Consider the following 15,151-nt stretch of genomic DNA (forward strand, 5'->3'; position numbering starts at 1 on the left):
TGTTTAAGCTTATTTTTTATGGCGTGTACTGTAACCGCGTTTAGCCAGTTCCAGTTTTGCGATCATACCTTTATGCACTTCATCTGGTCCATCCGCCAAACGTAGGGCACGTGCCTGAGCAAAGAATCCGGTGAGTGGCGTATCACGGGAGACACCAGCACCACCGTGAATTTGTATGGCCATGTCCACTACTTTTTCTAATACACTTGGCGCAACCACTTTAATGGCCGAGATTTCAGTCAAAGCCGCCATATTCCCTAAAGTATCCATTTTATAGGCTGCATACAAGGTTAAAAGACGTGCCTGATCAATCGCGACCCGTGCTTCAGCAACACGTTCCAGATTGCCTCCCAGTTTTAAAATTTCTTTACCAAAGGCAGTCCGGTTCATACCGCGGTCAATCATCAGCTCCAAAGATTTTTCCGCAGCGCCGATACAACGCATACAGTGGTGAATACGGCCTGGCCCGAGACGACCTTGAGCAATTTCAAAGCCTTGACCGGCACCACCAATAAAACTGGCAACTGGAACGCGGACATTTTCAAAACTGACTTCACCATGACCATGCGGTGCATCATAGTCGCCAAATACCGGTAACATTCTTTCGATTTTCACACCCGCCGTATCGACAGGAACCAGAACCATGGAATGCTGATGATGACGGTCTTTGCTTTCATCTGGCGTATGTGCCATAAAAATAATGACTTTGGCATTGGGATCGCCCAGACCTGATGACCACCATTTACGGCCATTCAGAACAATTTCATCACCTTCGATGACCGCCGTTGCTTGCATATTGGTCGCGTCACTAGAAGCCACCGCCGGTTCAGTCATACAAAATACAGAACGGATTTTGCCTTCAAGTAATGGCAAAAGCCATTGCTGTTTCTGTTCTTCAGAGCCATAACGCCAGAGGACTTCCATATTGCCGCTGTCTGGCGCATTACAGTTAAATACGGTCGGTGCAATCAGGCTACGGCCCGAAAGCTCGGCAATATGAGCATATTCATTGACTGATAAACCTTGGCCCAGTTCAGGACATGGCAGAAACATATTCCACAGCCCTGCTGCTTTGGCTTTGGCTTTTAAAGTTTCCAGTTCAGTCGGCCATTGCCATTTGGTCCAGTCACTGCCTTGATTTAACTCATGCACTTGCTGCCAAAAATCGGCTTCAACAGCTTCGATTTCATCTTTAATAAATTTTTTAGTTCGTTCAACATAGTCTTGCGCGCGTGCGGATAACTCAAACATGGCTATTTCCCTCTGGATATTTTGTATTCTGCTTTACAAGACCTTAACTTAAAAACTATTATGAATAAAATGATTTTAATCCATAGCTCATCATGCATAGCATTCATAATAAAACACTGATGGATATGAGTGTTTTCCATCGTATAGATATCAATTTATATCCACTTTTTGTCGCTATTTTTGAACAGAACAGTATTTCTAAAGCAGCACAGCGATTATGTATCACCCAATCTGCTGCTAGTCACGCTTTGCAGCGGCTCAGAAATCAGTTGCAGGATGATCTGTTCGTACGTTTTGGTGCAAAAATGCAACCCACGCCGTTTGCTGAACAGATTTATCCCGCCATTAAAAATGCCCTGATGACGATTCAAAGTATTTCTATTCAGCATCAACAATTTCAACCAAATATGGTGCAAAGTTTAAAAATTGCCGTACATGATGAAATTGAACCAATGATTTTTCCAAAGTTGGTGGCACATTTTCAGAAAATGAATCTGGATATTCAGTTTAGTAGCATCAAACTGGATCGTAAAAATATCAGTGCTGACCTGGCAGCGCAGCAGGTCGATTTTGTCATGGATCTTGAGCAAAAACTGGGAGATAAAATTCAGTTTGAACCCTTAGTACAAGATGAATTTGTCGTCTGTACGCAGCAAAATAAAATTTCAGAACAATCCTATCTTTCCTCCCCACATATAGGCGTATCATCTCGCCGTACAGGTATCCTAATTGAAGATCTGTATTTGAGCCGTAAGCAGCTTTCAAGACAAATTTTTTTACGCTGTCAGCATTATTCAACTGCGTTGCAAATTTTGGAGCAATATCCCCAAGCGATGTTGACTATGCCACGCAATATCTTAGAGCATTTACAGGTAGCCAAAATTCTTAATTTTTTTGAAGTGCCTGTGCAACTGCCTAAGATTAATATGGGAATGTATTGGCACAAAGATTTACAGGAAAATAAGAGACATCAATTTTTGCGAAGCGAAATTAATAACATTTTTGCTTAGGCTATTTCTAAGTGGATATTAATTTTGCTTAGGCTATTCTAATGGTTGGTATTGTAGCCTGAAATGTCAGGCTCAACCTAAGTTGCTTAGGCTATTTATAAATACAAAATGAAACACTGACTGTTTAGCTTTTGAACTCTAGTGCTTGGGGCTTTCCTCTACAATCATGCATCTGCTTGCTGTTGTTCTTCTACAGCTTCTTTTGATGATCTGGATTTTAGCTTGTTGCCTCTTTCTCCCACCTGGCAAATTGTGCTGGGTTTATTTGCCTTATGCTTTTCCTATTATTTGCTGCACAAACTCACCATTTACCTCAAGGATATATTTCGTCCCTTTAAAAAAGGACAGAAATACTGGTGTCGTGTTAAGGCGGTTAGCGATGGGGATACCCTCACCTGCTACCGTTTCAATATTAGACGTTCTGAAACCAGACTACGTTTTGCCTATGTGGATGCGCCAGAATCCAGCCAAAGCTATGGCAAAGAGTCACAGCGTCTAGTTAAAAGCATGGTGAAAAACAAAATAGTTCGCGTGAAAATTACAGATATTGACCGTTATGGTCGCTGCGTCGGCGTCGTTTACCGCTATCGTAAAAATATCAATGAAGAAATCGTGAAACGCGGCGCAGCATGGGTCTACGAAGATTATATTAAAGATAAAAACCATTTACGCTATATGCTGGACTTGCAAAACAAAGCCAAAAAACAGAAAAAAGGACTCTGGAAAAGTAGCCGACCTGTACGCCCAAGTGTGTATCGAAAACAGGTAAAATCCTAATCTTTGCTGATTTCTCTTCGCTATTAAAAAGTGATCCGGCTCGCCAGATCACTTTTTAATTTTTAAATTAATACGCCAGATGGACAAAAAACCTGAATGCGCCTGCAATTAAAGCCAGAGTAACGAAGCCTAAAATCCATAGGCCCACAAACCATAATATCTGCTTCCCTTTCATTGTTGCTCCTTAATGATAGCCATCATCCCCGACCCGCACTTTATGGCGGAATACCCAGTACGACACGCCGGTATAAATCAGAATGATTGGAATAAGTAATAAAGCACCAATTAAGGTAAATAATTGACTACTTTCTGGCGCTGCCGCCTCCCAGATGGTCACTGACGGTGGAATGATATAAGGCCAGAGACTGATCAGAAATCCGGTATAGGCCAGAAAAACCAGCACCAGCATGTACATGAATGGGCTAAGTTCCTTACGTTGTTTGCAGGCACGTAAAGCCAGCCAGGTAAATAACAGGACTAAGATCGGCACGGGCATGAGATACATAAATTGTGGCTGACTAAACCAGCGTTCCGCAATCTGCGGATGAGTCAGCGGCGTATAAATACTGACAGCGCCCAGGATAATCAATAAGGCGATAATCATTTTTGGCATTAGCTGATACATACGGTCTTGTAACTGATCGGCCGTTCTAAAAATCAGCCAGCCACAGCCTAAGGCAGCATACAGCACCATGACACTCAGACCGGTAAACAGGCTAAATGGTGTCAACCAGTCCAGCCCGCCGCCCGCATAAATGCCATTTCGGGTTTCAATTCCCTGAATATAAGCGCCTAAAATCACCCCTTGCAGGAAGCTGGTCAGCGCAGAACCACCAATAAAGGCTTTGTCCCACCAATGTTTACTGCGATTGGCCTTAAAACGGAATTCAAAAGCAACACCACGGAAGATCAGCGCAATCACCATCAGGATGATCGGCATATACAGTGCAGATAATACGGTGGAATAGACCAGCGGAAATGCTGCAAATAAACCTGCGCCACCCAATACCATCCAGGTTTCATTGCCATCCCAGACAGGCGCAACAGTATTCATCATCACATCACGGTCATCCTGATGCGGAAAAAACGGAAATAGAATGCCAATGCCCAGATCAAAACCATCCAGAATGACATAGATCAGGACACCAACGGCGATGATCACCACCCAAATCAATGACAAATCAATCATTTTTTATTCTCCTGATCTGCATTATCGGCCCCATCCTCAATACTCTCGCGAATACTGCTCAATGGCCGGCGAGATGCCTGAATTACGTCACTATCAATTTCATGTGGGGGTGTAGAATGAATAAATTCCGGGCCTTTGTGCATGAGTCGCAACATATAATAAATACCGGCGCCAAAGACCACACAGTAGACCACGACAAAGATAATCAGGGTCAAGCCTACCTGCTCTGCCGATACCGGCGATAGGGCATCTTTGGTACGCATGATGCCATAGACCACCCAGGGTTGACGGCCAACCTCCGTCGTAAACCACCCAGCCAGCATGGCAATAAAACCGGAAGGCCCCATAATCAGGGCAAACCGATGTAATCCTCGGGATTCATAAAAGCGACCTTTTTTACGTGACCATGCCCCCCAGATTGCCAGCAGTAGCATCAACATTCCTAGCCCGACCATGATCCGAAAACTCCAGAACACGATTGCCGAATTAGGACGGTCTTCAGGTACAAAATCCTTTAAGCCGGTGACAGTACCGTCCATGGAATGTGTCAGGATCAAGCTGCCCAGATTAGGAATGGCGATGGCATATTTGGTTTCCTCAGCCTGCATATCTGGCAGTCCAAACAGATATAAAGGCATGCCGCCATCATGATTGGTTTCCCAATGACCTTCCATTGCCGCCAGTTTGGCGGGTTGATGTTCAAGCGTATTTAGACCATGTACATCACCCACCAAAACCTGTAGCGGCGCAAGTGCCAGAATCAGCCACATTGCCATGGAAAATGAAGTTTTGACCAAGGCATCACGACGGCCCTGAATAAGATGCCAGGCTGCTGTGGCTGCCACCAGCAATGCAGAAACCAAAAAGGCAGCAATGGCCATATGCGCCAAACGGTAGGGAAATGACGGGTTAAATACGATGGCGATCCAGTCTTTGGGGACAAACAGACCATTTTCGATGGCAAAGCCTTGCGGCGTTTGCATCCAGCTATTGGAGGATAAAATCCAGAACATCGAGATACAGGTGCCTACCGCGACCATCAAGGTCGAGAAAAAGTGTGCACGTGGCCCCACCCGTCCCCAGCCGAAGAGCATAATTCCCAAAAAGCCCGCTTCCAGAAAAAAGGCGGTAAGAACTTCATAGGCCAGTAATGGGCCAGTCACGCCACCTGCAATCCGGGAGAATTCACTCCAGTTGGTGCCGAACTGATAGCTCATGACCACGCCAGAGACCACGCCCATCCCAAATGCTACAGCGAAGATTTTCACCCAAAACTTAAACAGATCCCGATAAATCGGGTCTTGGGTTTTGAGCCAGCGCCATTCCAGAATCGCCAAAAAGCTGGCCAATCCGATTGAGATTGCAGGAAAAATAATATGAAAAGAGACAGTAAAGGCGAATTGTATTCGCGCTAACTCTAATGCGGTTAAACTCAGGGTCATACATTTCACCTATATATAATTATTTGTAGGAGCCTTGCTTAGATTTATTAGTGAAGTGTTTTTTCTTGGTCTTAGCTTAGGCTTAATTTGGCTTGGCAATATGTAGACTTTTGTCGGTTATTTTTTACTCAAGTTAACAATGTGTAAGCGCTATTTAATTAAATATGCAAGTGAATATTTAATTGAACGGTGACCACTTGTGTAATCCCCCAAATAGGCGTAAATTGGCTCTAAATTAGTTAGCCAGGTTAACTATATGCCTTCTGCCTCTCTTCCATTTCGCGCCTTGTTATTACGTTGTGCACGGTTACTCAGTGATGAAATAAATACGATTTTATTATCTTCACAGTTAAATTATTCCTTATGGCAAGTGCTGTATGTGATTCAGACGCATCAGCAATGTACCCTGATGGATATTTCTCATTATTTGAACGTATCTAAACCCAGCATCAGTAAACGTATCCAGAATTTAGTGGAACTCGGTCTAATTAGCCAACTCGAAACTGCAGACAAGCGTCAGAAGCTATTCACACTGAGTGAGCAAGGAGTCGAGACTTTTGCCCTGGGTTCCACACAGATTGAGGCATTTGAAAAGCAGTTGCTTGAGCAAATTGCCTCAGATGATATTGAAAGTAGTAAAAATATCTTGATGCAGCTCATTCAGCAGTTACAACCCGCTTCGCAGGATCGACTTTAATGAGCCAAGAACAAACGCCTTTATGGACTCCCAATTTTATTTTGATCAGTCTGGTGAATTTCCAGTTGGTGCTGGTGTTTTATTTGCTGGTGATTGTGATTGTCGGCTACTCGGTAGCAGAATTAGGTGCAACCACGGCACAGGCAGGGCTGGTTTCTGGCTTGTTTATTGTCGGTACCTTATTCGGCCGTCTTATTATCGGGAAACTGCTAAACCGTTTGGGCCTAAAAATTACGCTTGTGGCCGGTCTGACAGGTTTTCTGCTTTTTTCTGGCCTCTATCTGATTCCGGCCAAGCTGGAAATTTTACTGGGCATCCGTCTGATGCACGGTTTTATGATGGGTGTGGCCTCAACGGTATTAGGCACCGTGATTGCCCAGACCATTCCTGCGACTCGACGTGGTGAAGGCATTGGTTATTTTAGTATGAGCAGCACACTTGGCACAGCGATTGGCCCCTTCTTAGGCATCTGGCTAATGTCAAATTTTAACTATCAGGTGATTTTTGTTTTTACCAGTGTAGTCGCACTCAGCTGCCTGATTTGCAGCCTGTTTATTCAGCCGCCACAGATTAAAATAACGAATCCAGTCAATCATATAGAAAATCAATCATCTAGCAGACTGGCGCAATATATTGAACCCAAGGCTTTGCCGATTTCGATGATTGTTCTGATTGTGGCAACCTGCTATTCCGGCGTCTTATCTTTTATTCATTTCTATGCCAAAGAGATTAATTTAGTCGAAACGGCTTCTTTTTTCTTTCTGATGTATGCCATTGCGATTTTGCTTTCACGTCCATTTACCGGCCCGCTAATGGATCGTAAAGGTGAAAACATCATCATCTATCCGGCCATTGTGATTATGGCCTTAGGAATTTTATTACTCAGTCAGGCCCATAATGCTACGATGTTATTGGCCAGCGCCGCACTGCTTGGTTTTGGCTTTGGTAATCTCCAGTCCGTCTGTCAGACCATTGCGGTAAAAAGTACCAGTTTGCAGCGTATGGGGCTGGCGACTTCAACCTTCTTTATTGCGCTAGATGCAGGTTTGGGTTTTGGACCTTATTTCCTCGGCATACTTCTGGATCAGATCGGTTATCGTCAACTTTACCTGTACTCTGCTGTACTGACCATCAGCTGTCTGATCTGGTATTACCTGTTGCATGGCCGTAAAGCGGGGGAAATACAACCTTCTTATTAAACACTTCTAAAAGCGACGGCTAAAGCGGCGCCGATATTCCAACGGCGTCAAGCCAGTTTTTCTATGAAATAAACGGCGAAATGAACTTGGGTCCTGATAACCAATATTTTGCATGATCACATCCACCGCCTGATCGGTTTCTTCCAGACGTTTGCGTGCAGCTTCAATTCGGATCGCTTGCAGATACTGATTTGGCGGCAAGTCCAGTGCCTGTTTAAAATGGCGAATCAAGGTACGCGTGGTGACATTAAAACGTGTTGCAATATCATCCAAGCTAAAAGACTCATGAAAATGCTGCTCCAGCCAGTTCTGGACATTTTGCACCAGTTCATCATGATGCGGTTGTCCAATCTTGAGTAAGGAATAAGACAGCTGGCTATCGCGTCGATAATCAATCACAAAAGATTTGGCCGATTGCATGGCCACCTCAAAGCCATAAAAACGTTCAATCAGATGCAAACCTAAGTCGAACCAGGCCAGGCCACCACCCACACAATAGATATTCTGGTCGCGGCTAATCATCAGATCGGCATTCAATTTGACCTGCGGATAATGCGTCCGGAAAATATCTTGAAAGCCCCAATGCGTCGTTGCCACGCGATTATCTAAAATACCGGCTTCTGCCAGAAAGAAATTTCCGGTGCAATTTCCAGCAATTAAGGTCGAATCTGCATGAGCAGATTTTAGAAACCGGATCAGCTCAGGGTTTTGTTGCAATACATCCTGAATCGGTGCAGCTATGGTTGGCACCACCACAATATCTGCAGTTTGAATCTCTTGATAGGAACAATGTGCCTGTAATTCCAGACCATTAATACAACGAATCGGTTGTCCATCAGGACTGGCAATACTAACTTTAAACAGGCGCTGTACATCCTGCTGCTGAATGCGGTTCCAGCTCACACCGGCCATGGCAAATAAATCGACGACACCGGTAATGGCAGAAGCCAGAGCGCCATCAAAACCCAAAACTACGACTCGCTGCATCTTGATCTCATTGTCATTTTTTACCTGTTTGATGTCATTATTGACAATCCTGATGAATAAAAGCAACTGTTAGTCTTGGCGCTATCTCAAGGATTTTACATTCAGGACAGTACCGTGACCGAGCTAATAAATGATAAAGATCTTAATTTTCTACTTTATGATGTCTTCAAACTTGAAGCTCTGACAAAACTGGAACGTTATCAGGAGCATGATAAAAATACCTTTGACAGTATTTTAGATACAGCCAAGGGTATCGCGACCGATTACTTTGCCCCGCATAATGCCAAAGCCGATCAGCATGAACCGAGCTTTGATGGGAAGCAGGTCAAAACCATTGCTGAAGTCAAAACGGCGTGGCAGCAGTTTGCCGAGGCCGGCCTGCTCTGTGCCCAGCATGATTATGAACATGGCGGTATGCAACTCCCGACTTTATTAAATATGGCCTGCAATGCCTATTTTATGGCGGCCAATCCTTCAACTGTTGCCTATTCTTTTCTGACTGCGGCGGCGGCAAATCTGATTCAAGCCTTTGCTTCACCGGAACAAAAACAGCTATTTTTACCGCATATGTTGAGCGGCCGCTTTGCCGGCACTATGGCCATGACCGAGCCGAATGTCGGTTCTTCTCTGGGTGATCTAACGACCAAAGCTATTCCTCTGGCAGATGGAACTTATAACATTAAAGGCCAGAAAATGTTTATTTCTGGTGGTGATCAGGATATTACCGAAAATATTATTCATCTGGTTCTGGCGCGGATTCAGGATGCACCGCAAGGGGTCAAAGGTATTTCCCTGTTCATTGTGCCGAAATTTAAAACCAATCCAGATGGCTCTATAGGTGAATCCAATGATGTACAGCTGGCTGGTTTACTGCACAAAATGGGTTATAGAGGAACGACTTCAACGGTTTTAAGCTTTGGCGAAAATGATGCTTGCTTAGGCTATTTGATTGGTGAAGCAGGTCATGGCTTAAAATATATGTTTAAAATGATGAATGAGGCGCGTGTCGGCGTAGGCTTGGGCGCAGCCATGATTGGCTATCGCGGTTATCTGGAATCCTTAAACTATGCCAAAAACCGTCCGCAAGGTCGTCTTGCACATGAAAAATCGCCTGATTCCAAACCGGTCAATATTATTGAGCATAGTGATGTCAAACGTATGCTGCTGGCACAAAAAGCTTATGTCGAAGGATCACTGGCCCTGTGTTTATTTGCGGCGCGTCTGATTGATGAACATCAGGCAGCACATGATGAGGACAGTGCCCTCTTGCTTGATCTGATCACTCCAGTGGTCAAATCCTTCCCTTCAGCCTATGGCCCAAAAGCCAATGATCTGGCGATTCAGGTTTTGGGCGGCGCGGGTTATACCCGTGATTATCCGGTCGAACAATGCTACCGCGATAACCGCCTCAATCCGATTCATGAAGGCACGTATGGCATTCAGTCCCTGGATTTGCTTGGGCGTAAACTCTGGCAGCACAATGGCAAGGGACTCAGCCTGTTGATGCAACGCATCCAGCATACGTTGTCTGAGATTCAGAATCCCAAGTTAGTCGCACTGGCCAAAAGTTTTCAACAGCATCTGGCTACCCTGCAAAAAACCACCCAGATTTTAGGTCAGGCTCTACATCAAGGCCAAATCAATGAAGCATTAGCCAACTCTGGGCTTTATTTAGACATGATGGGAAAAACCATGATTGCCTGGCTCTGCTTAGACATGGCGCATCAAGCACAACTTAAATTTGACAATTCCGATCAAAAAGAAGATCAGGACTTTTTGGCGGGCAAGTTTCAGGCAGCCCAATATTTTATCCGCTGGGAATTGCCTGAAATTGAACATCAGGCCAAGTTACTGATGAACTTTGATGATAGCTGCAGGAATATGCAAGCTGACTGGTTTTAGGGTTCATAGCTAAATAAAAATGCGCTGTAAGAAGTAATGCTGATCAGTTAAGGAGTTTAGAAACAGACTCTTTAATTTTTAGTCATTCAATGCGGAGTATTAATGTTATAAATCAAATTCTTGTAAATTATTTGTTACTTTGGTTTCGCCCAAATGAGAAGCGAAGCTTCGCAAGGAGGGCATCTTGCGGAGCAACACTCCTCACCGCAAAACTCGTCAGCCACCATCGACTAGTAAATTTGTCGCAGAAACAATCATTTTTAAATGTAGTCCTGCCTCAAACAGTTGCGGATGACTTTTTTATCTATCAGATATACTCATGAATTTGAAAAAGAAAATGCCAGTCAATTCCTTAACTGACTGGCATTAGCTGTAAGAAGCGCATTTTTTATTTAAAACTAGGTTTATGCTTCAGTACTTAAAATAAGTCCAAACTTTTTAAAAATTTTCTCACGTTTGCCTGGATGAATATTGGCCTTAGTCAGGTCACCCTGATAATGCTGATAGACCCGTTGGTCCATCATTTTGTACCATAACGGCGGAATTAAAGCCGGAATCAACATGGTGGCATAACCACTGGGTAATTCGGGTGCTTCATCAAAATGTCGCAGTGCCTGAAATGGGCGACTTGGAAAGGCATGATGGTCTGAATGGCGCTGCAACTGGTACAAAAACAGATTGGTCACAATATTGTTATTATTCCAGCTATGTTCAGGCAAGGTCCGTTCATAACTGCCATCATCTTTTTCTGTGCGTTTCAAACCATAATGTTCAATATAATTGACGATTTCAAACAGAGTTACCCCATAAAAGGCCTGAGTCAGTGTATAAGGAATGAGCTTTTTACCATAAGCACTTAGCATCAAGGCATGGTAGCCTGCACTCATCGCCCAGCCATGAAACAGTTCATTTTCCTTGCTTAAAAATTTCAATCCTTTACGTTCCAGACGTTTCTTTTCAATCTGGATCGCTGACTTTAATCCGCCAAACACAGTGCGTGGCCAGAAACGGTAAAAAGACTCGCCCATTTGTGAAGATGCTGGATCTTCTGGCGTTGCCACCCGTTTATGATGCCCATAAGGATGTTCAATACGGAAATGATTATAGGCCAAAGGCATCAGGCTGGCATGCGACCAGTAATGGTCTTTTTTCTGCGGACGATGACTCAGTTCATGTGCCGTATTGACCGCAATGCCGTTAATCGCACCCATGGAAACTCCCAATAAGAGCTGATCCAGTATCGATACATTTGGACGTGTCACCACATAGCCGGCAAAAGCGTTGGCTGCCATTTGCAAGGGAATAAAGGCTTTTACAATCCGGTCATAATACGGATCTTTGACCAGCGCCTGAATCTGTTCGTCATTCGGATTGTTGGCATCATCGCCAATCAGGGCATCCAGAGTCGGAATAATCACATGCAATAATAAAGGCCCGCCCAAAGCAAAGACTTTTTTAGTCGCTTTGGGGCCAAAATGATAACCGGCCAAAATTCCCATTCCGATCACAGGCAAACCTGGGCTGAGCAACCAGCCAAAACGTTTTTTATCCAGCTTTACACCTTTTAGTGCTGACGCTTCCTGCGTAAACTGCGCTTTCTGGATTTGTGCAGGGGCATTCATTGCGAGCTTCCTTTTTTATGTTACTCTGCACTTATAGTTGAATATTTCAGCAACAGCGAACAGTATTCAACGTCCAGAAAACCTATGTCAGCGTCTTTGGCACATGCAGCCAAATTCTGGCCTAAAATCAAAAAGTTAAAAAATTTATAGTCAATTAAGTGAAATAAATAGAAGAATAGAGTTAGGCATGGATGCTTTGAGTAAAATTTTTGATGATATTCATTTGGCAAAATCTGAATATCTTTATCTGAATGTGTTTCATCCGAGCGGCTTTGACTATCAGCATGAGCCTTTTATGCTGGCTTATATCCTGTTACAAGGACAGGCACAATTAAAGTTCGCCAACGGCGATCTGCTCGAGCTGCAACAAGGTGATCTGGTACTCTTACCCGCAGGTTCTGCCCATCGCATTTCTTGCCCCGGCAGTGCCGATTTTTCTGAGCATCGTTCAATTAATGCTTATTTCCAGACCCATGCACAGCAATGTGTTGATCTTAATCGGGAGAGTTCAGCAGCACACAGCTTCATGCTCACCCTTCGTTCCAGTCTGGATATGCAGATGGCAAAACCTCTACTAAGTGCCTTACCTAAATACCTGCATATTCAGCATATTCTGGGCGACACCGCACCGGAATGGTTACAGGTCGGTTTGCAGTTTCTGGCGCTGGAAACCCAGCAGATGCGGCCGGGACGTGACAAGATTCTGGATCATCTGGTCAGTATTTTACTGATTGAATGTGTGCGGGATTATATTTTAAATCTGGAAAATGCCTCGAGCTGGCTGAATGCGCTCTCGCATCCGGAACTGTCCAATGCACTGGCTGCAATTCATGGCAAACCTGAGCAGTTCTGGACCGTAGAAAGTCTGGCTGAGCAATGTCATATGTCACGTTCCAAATTTGCCCAGCTCTTTACCCAGATTGTTGGTGAGCCGCCACTGGCTTATTTACAACAGCATCGCCTGCGACTGGCGGCACAATATTTGCGAAATAGCGGATTCAGCATTCAGCAAATTGCTTATTTGGTCGGTTATTCATCCGAGACAGCCTTCAGTCAAAGTTTTAAAAAACAGTTTGAACAGACGCCCACCCAGTACCGGCTGAATTGTCAGAACAATAATGTCAAATTACTGGATTAGCGCGAGCACGGCTTTGACCGGGTCTTCGCTATTACCAGACAATAGCTGCTTATGCATGGTGATATGCTGCATCACCTGAATTTGTGCAGTTTCAATATTCATCAGTTTTTCAATTTCAGCCGCCAGCTTTTCAGGCGTAGCATCGGCTTGAATCAGCTCCTGAATGACTTTTTTGCCGGCAATGATATTTGGTAGTGAATAATAAGGAATTTTGATGAGAAATTTCACCACATGATAAGTCAACCAATTCAGCTTATAGAAAGTCACCATCGGACGATGTAATAACATCGCTTCCAATGTCGCAGTACCTGACGCCAGCGCAATAATATTGGATGCATTCATGACCTGACGGCCGATTTTTGACTCGGTACCGCTGTTTTCCATTAAGCGGATTTGAATCTTTAGACTTTCAGGATAAGTCACCAGCAAGCGTTCTATCTGTTGCTTGCGCGCCTCATTAATTGCCGGAATCAGGAAAGTATAGTCCGGATATTTCTGATGCAGAATCTTGGCTGCATCCAGAACCAAAGGCCCCAAACGTTCAATCTCACCGCGGCGACTTCCCGGTAATAGTGCAATATGCTTCTGATTCGGATCAAGATTCAGTTCTTGTTTAGCATCGATAATCGGATTTTCAAGCGGCAACTGACTGGCCAGAGGATGACCCACAAAAGCGGCTGGCACATCCCATTTTTTAAAGAAGGTTTTTTCGAATGGGAATAAACACAGCACCAGATCAATGTCGGCCTTAATACCATGCACACGTCCCTGACGCCATGCCCAGACCGAAGGACTGACATATTGCACGGTCTTAATCGGCAACTGTTTTTGTTTAATGGTTTTCGACAGGCGCAGGTTAAAATCAGGTGCATCTACACCAATAAAAATATCGACAGGGTTTTTAGTCCAAGTTTCGACCAGCCCATCACGTACAGCAAAGAGTTTTTTAATATCCTTGAGAACTTCAACAATGCCCATCACCGATAAAACATCCATCGGATAATAGCTTTTAAAGCCTTCTGCGATCATTTGTGGACCACCGATGCCTTCAAATTCGGCATCAATCCCTTGCTCACGAAAACGGCGAATCAACTTTGCGCCAAGCGTATCTCCAGAGACCTCACCGACCACGATTCCAATTTTTAGTTTTCGATTTAGCAAGTGAGTTCCCTCTCAGATCCGTATTGAACTGTATTTAATCGTAATTCTAACATAAAGCTGGGTTTATGCCTGAATAAGCAGTGAGCATCTTATATTTTAAGAAAGGTATGCTTTAGAATTACTTAGCCTACTCTTAATCTTCCCTGATGATTTTTTCTATTGAAGTGGTTTTCCTGATTCATCTTCATTTTCAGGCAGATCAAAGTGTCCTTTAAAATAAGTGACCGGTCTTTCACGTTATTTTCTTAGCGAGGATGAACATGAAACTTCATTTAGGGTCTGTTGACATTTTCTGTTCAAAAAAATAGCGAGAAAGTAAAATTTAATCGCCAAACCAAATTTACTTCTCGCTATGCCTCGTACAATGCTGAATGATCAACACTGGTCTAAGTTACTTTCTATTTTCCGAAATTTTGATATCTATTTCAAATCTAATTTGAGAAATTTTGTCGAAGCAATACTTTATAGAATAAGAACAGGCTGCCCATGGCGTGATTTGCCTAAAGAATTTGGTTCGTATAACTCAATCTTTAAAAAATATAATCGTTGGTGTAAAATGATAAGTTAATGAAAATATTTAAATTAATTTCTTCAAGTGCTGATATGGAATGGGTTTTTATTGATGGTAGTCATGTTCGGGCACACCAATATTCTGCTGGAATAAAAGATCAGGATATTTCTAAAAGCATTGGTGGAAATAGTTCTAAAATACACTTAGCTGTTGATGCGGATGGCAATCCAATCGAAATTATTATCTCCGATGGAACGATACATGA

The 15,151-nt window shown here is 43.7% G+C and carries 13 protein-coding genes and 1 pseudogene; 7 read left to right on the forward strand and 7 right to left on the reverse strand.

Features of this window, described 5'->3' with window-relative positions:
* Nucleotides 1-9: 9 nt before the first annotated feature.
* Nucleotides 10-1,251, reverse strand: coding sequence for an acyl-CoA dehydrogenase family protein (locus tag FTU42_RS09495; RefSeq protein ID WP_180083316.1), 1,242 nt, complete (start codon nt 1,249-1,251; stop codon nt 10-12).
* A gap of 92 nt (nt 1,252-1,343) precedes the next feature.
* Here FTU42_RS09495 and FTU42_RS09500 point away from each other — a divergent pair, with 92 nt between their 5' ends.
* Complete coding sequence (locus FTU42_RS09500; RefSeq protein ID WP_180083317.1) at nt 1,344-2,261, forward strand: LysR family transcriptional regulator; 918 nt, start codon at nt 1,344-1,346, stop codon at nt 2,259-2,261.
* A 222-nt stretch (nt 2,262-2,483) separates the two neighbouring features.
* Nucleotides 2,484-3,038, forward strand: a complete 555-nt coding sequence (locus tag FTU42_RS09505) for a thermonuclease family protein (protein ID WP_005170726.1) — start codon at nt 2,484-2,486, stop codon at nt 3,036-3,038.
* A 67-nt stretch (nt 3,039-3,105) separates the two neighbouring features.
* Here the strand turns inward: FTU42_RS09505 and FTU42_RS14900 are convergent, their stop codons facing one another.
* From FTU42_RS14900 to FTU42_RS09515, 3 genes are read right to left on the reverse strand one after another with little or no spacing between them, the layout of a single operon-like run.
* On the reverse strand, nt 3,106-3,213 hold the full coding sequence (locus FTU42_RS14900; protein ID WP_100328576.1) for a DUF2474 domain-containing protein: 108 nt from the start codon (nt 3,211-3,213) through the stop codon (nt 3,106-3,108).
* A gap of 9 nt (nt 3,214-3,222) precedes the next feature.
* The gene (gene cydB / locus FTU42_RS09510; RefSeq protein ID WP_005097023.1) at nt 3,223-4,227 is read right to left on the reverse strand and encodes a cytochrome d ubiquinol oxidase subunit II; all 1,005 of its coding nucleotides are present in this window, start codon (nt 4,225-4,227) and stop codon (nt 3,223-3,225) included.
* Nucleotides 4,224-5,669 carry a cytochrome ubiquinol oxidase subunit I gene (locus FTU42_RS09515; RefSeq protein ID WP_180083318.1) on the reverse strand — a complete coding sequence of 482 codons (1,446 nt, stop codon included), beginning with the start codon at nt 5,667-5,669 and terminating at the stop codon, nt 4,224-4,226. Before FTU42_RS09515 ends, cydB begins: the two co-directional genes overlap by 4 nt.
* A 256-nt stretch (nt 5,670-5,925) precedes the next feature.
* On the opposite strand from FTU42_RS09515, the gene FTU42_RS09520 reads away from it, so the two are divergent.
* Entirely contained in the window at nt 5,926-6,366 is a 441-nt protein-coding gene (locus FTU42_RS09520) for a MarR family winged helix-turn-helix transcriptional regulator (RefSeq protein ID WP_005170722.1), read from the forward strand.
* Entirely contained in the window at nt 6,366-7,565 is a 1,200-nt protein-coding gene (locus tag FTU42_RS09525; protein WP_180083319.1) for an MFS transporter, read from the forward strand. The genes FTU42_RS09520 and FTU42_RS09525 overlap by 1 nt, the downstream gene beginning before the upstream one ends.
* Nucleotides 7,566-7,571: 6 nt before the next feature.
* Here FTU42_RS09525 and FTU42_RS09530 read toward each other — a convergent pair whose 3' ends face one another.
* Entirely contained in the window at nt 7,572-8,552 is a 981-nt protein-coding gene (locus FTU42_RS09530; RefSeq protein ID WP_180083320.1) for a GlxA family transcriptional regulator, read from the reverse strand.
* 114 nt (nt 8,553-8,666) lie between these two features.
* Between FTU42_RS09530 and FTU42_RS09535 the strand changes: the two genes are divergently transcribed.
* Nucleotides 8,667-10,454: an acyl-CoA dehydrogenase gene (locus FTU42_RS09535; RefSeq protein ID WP_180083321.1), complete on the forward strand. Its 1,788-nt coding sequence runs from the start codon at nt 8,667-8,669 to the stop codon at nt 10,452-10,454.
* 404 nt (nt 10,455-10,858) lie between these two features.
* Here the strand turns inward: FTU42_RS09535 and FTU42_RS09540 are convergent, their stop codons facing one another.
* Nucleotides 10,859-12,076, reverse strand: coding sequence for an alkane 1-monooxygenase (locus FTU42_RS09540; protein WP_005170714.1), 1,218 nt, complete (start codon nt 12,074-12,076; stop codon nt 10,859-10,861).
* 187 nt (nt 12,077-12,263) lie between these two features.
* On the opposite strand from FTU42_RS09540, the gene FTU42_RS09545 reads away from it, so the two are divergent.
* Nucleotides 12,264-13,214: an AraC family transcriptional regulator gene (locus tag FTU42_RS09545; protein WP_180083322.1), complete on the forward strand. Its 951-nt coding sequence runs from the start codon at nt 12,264-12,266 to the stop codon at nt 13,212-13,214.
* On the opposite strand, the gene lpxB is transcribed toward FTU42_RS09545, so the two are convergent.
* Nucleotides 13,203-14,375 carry a lipid-A-disaccharide synthase gene (gene lpxB / locus FTU42_RS09550; protein WP_180083323.1) on the reverse strand — a complete coding sequence of 391 codons (1,173 nt, stop codon included), beginning with the start codon at nt 14,373-14,375 and terminating at the stop codon, nt 13,203-13,205. The two genes, FTU42_RS09545 and lpxB, sit on opposite strands and share 12 nt — an antisense overlap.
* Before the next feature lie 352 nt (nt 14,376-14,727).
* Here lpxB and FTU42_RS09555 point away from each other — a divergent pair.
* Nucleotides 14,728-15,151 (forward strand): annotated as a pseudogene (locus FTU42_RS09555) (IS5 family transposase); the annotation flags it as partial.

Origin of the sequence: Acinetobacter sp. YH12102, from assembly GCF_013419125.1 — a bacterium.
Lineage (GTDB): Bacteria > Pseudomonadota > Gammaproteobacteria > Pseudomonadales > Moraxellaceae > Acinetobacter > Acinetobacter pseudolwoffii.

Excerpts from the sequence above, each read along its gene's own strand:
- cydB (WP_005097023.1), bottom strand. The coding sequence starts at position 4,227 with ATGATTGATTTGTCATTGATTTGGGTGGTGATCATCGCCGTTGGTGTC.
- FTU42_RS09515 (WP_180083318.1), bottom strand. The coding sequence starts at position 5,669 with ATGACCCTGAGTTTAACCGCATTAGAGTTAGCGCGAATACAATTCGCC.
- FTU42_RS14900 (WP_100328576.1), bottom strand. The coding sequence starts at position 3,213 with ATGAAAGGGAAGCAGATATTATGGTTTGTGGGCCTATGGATTTTAGGC.
- FTU42_RS09525 (WP_180083319.1), top strand. The coding sequence starts at position 6,366 with ATGAGCCAAGAACAAACGCCTTTATGGACTCCCAATTTTATTTTGATC.
- FTU42_RS09500 (WP_180083317.1), top strand. The coding sequence starts at position 1,344 with ATGCATAGCATTCATAATAAAACACTGATGGATATGAGTGTTTTCCAT.
- FTU42_RS09495 (WP_180083316.1), bottom strand. The coding sequence starts at position 1,251 with ATGTTTGAGTTATCCGCACGCGCGCAAGACTATGTTGAACGAACTAAA.
- FTU42_RS09530 (WP_180083320.1), bottom strand. The coding sequence starts at position 8,552 with ATGCAGCGAGTCGTAGTTTTGGGTTTTGATGGCGCTCTGGCTTCTGCC.
- FTU42_RS09540 (WP_005170714.1), bottom strand. The coding sequence starts at position 12,076 with ATGAATGCCCCTGCACAAATCCAGAAAGCGCAGTTTACGCAGGAAGCG.
- FTU42_RS09545 (WP_180083322.1), top strand. The coding sequence starts at position 12,264 with ATGGATGCTTTGAGTAAAATTTTTGATGATATTCATTTGGCAAAATCT.
- FTU42_RS09520 (WP_005170722.1), top strand. The coding sequence starts at position 5,926 with ATGCCTTCTGCCTCTCTTCCATTTCGCGCCTTGTTATTACGTTGTGCA.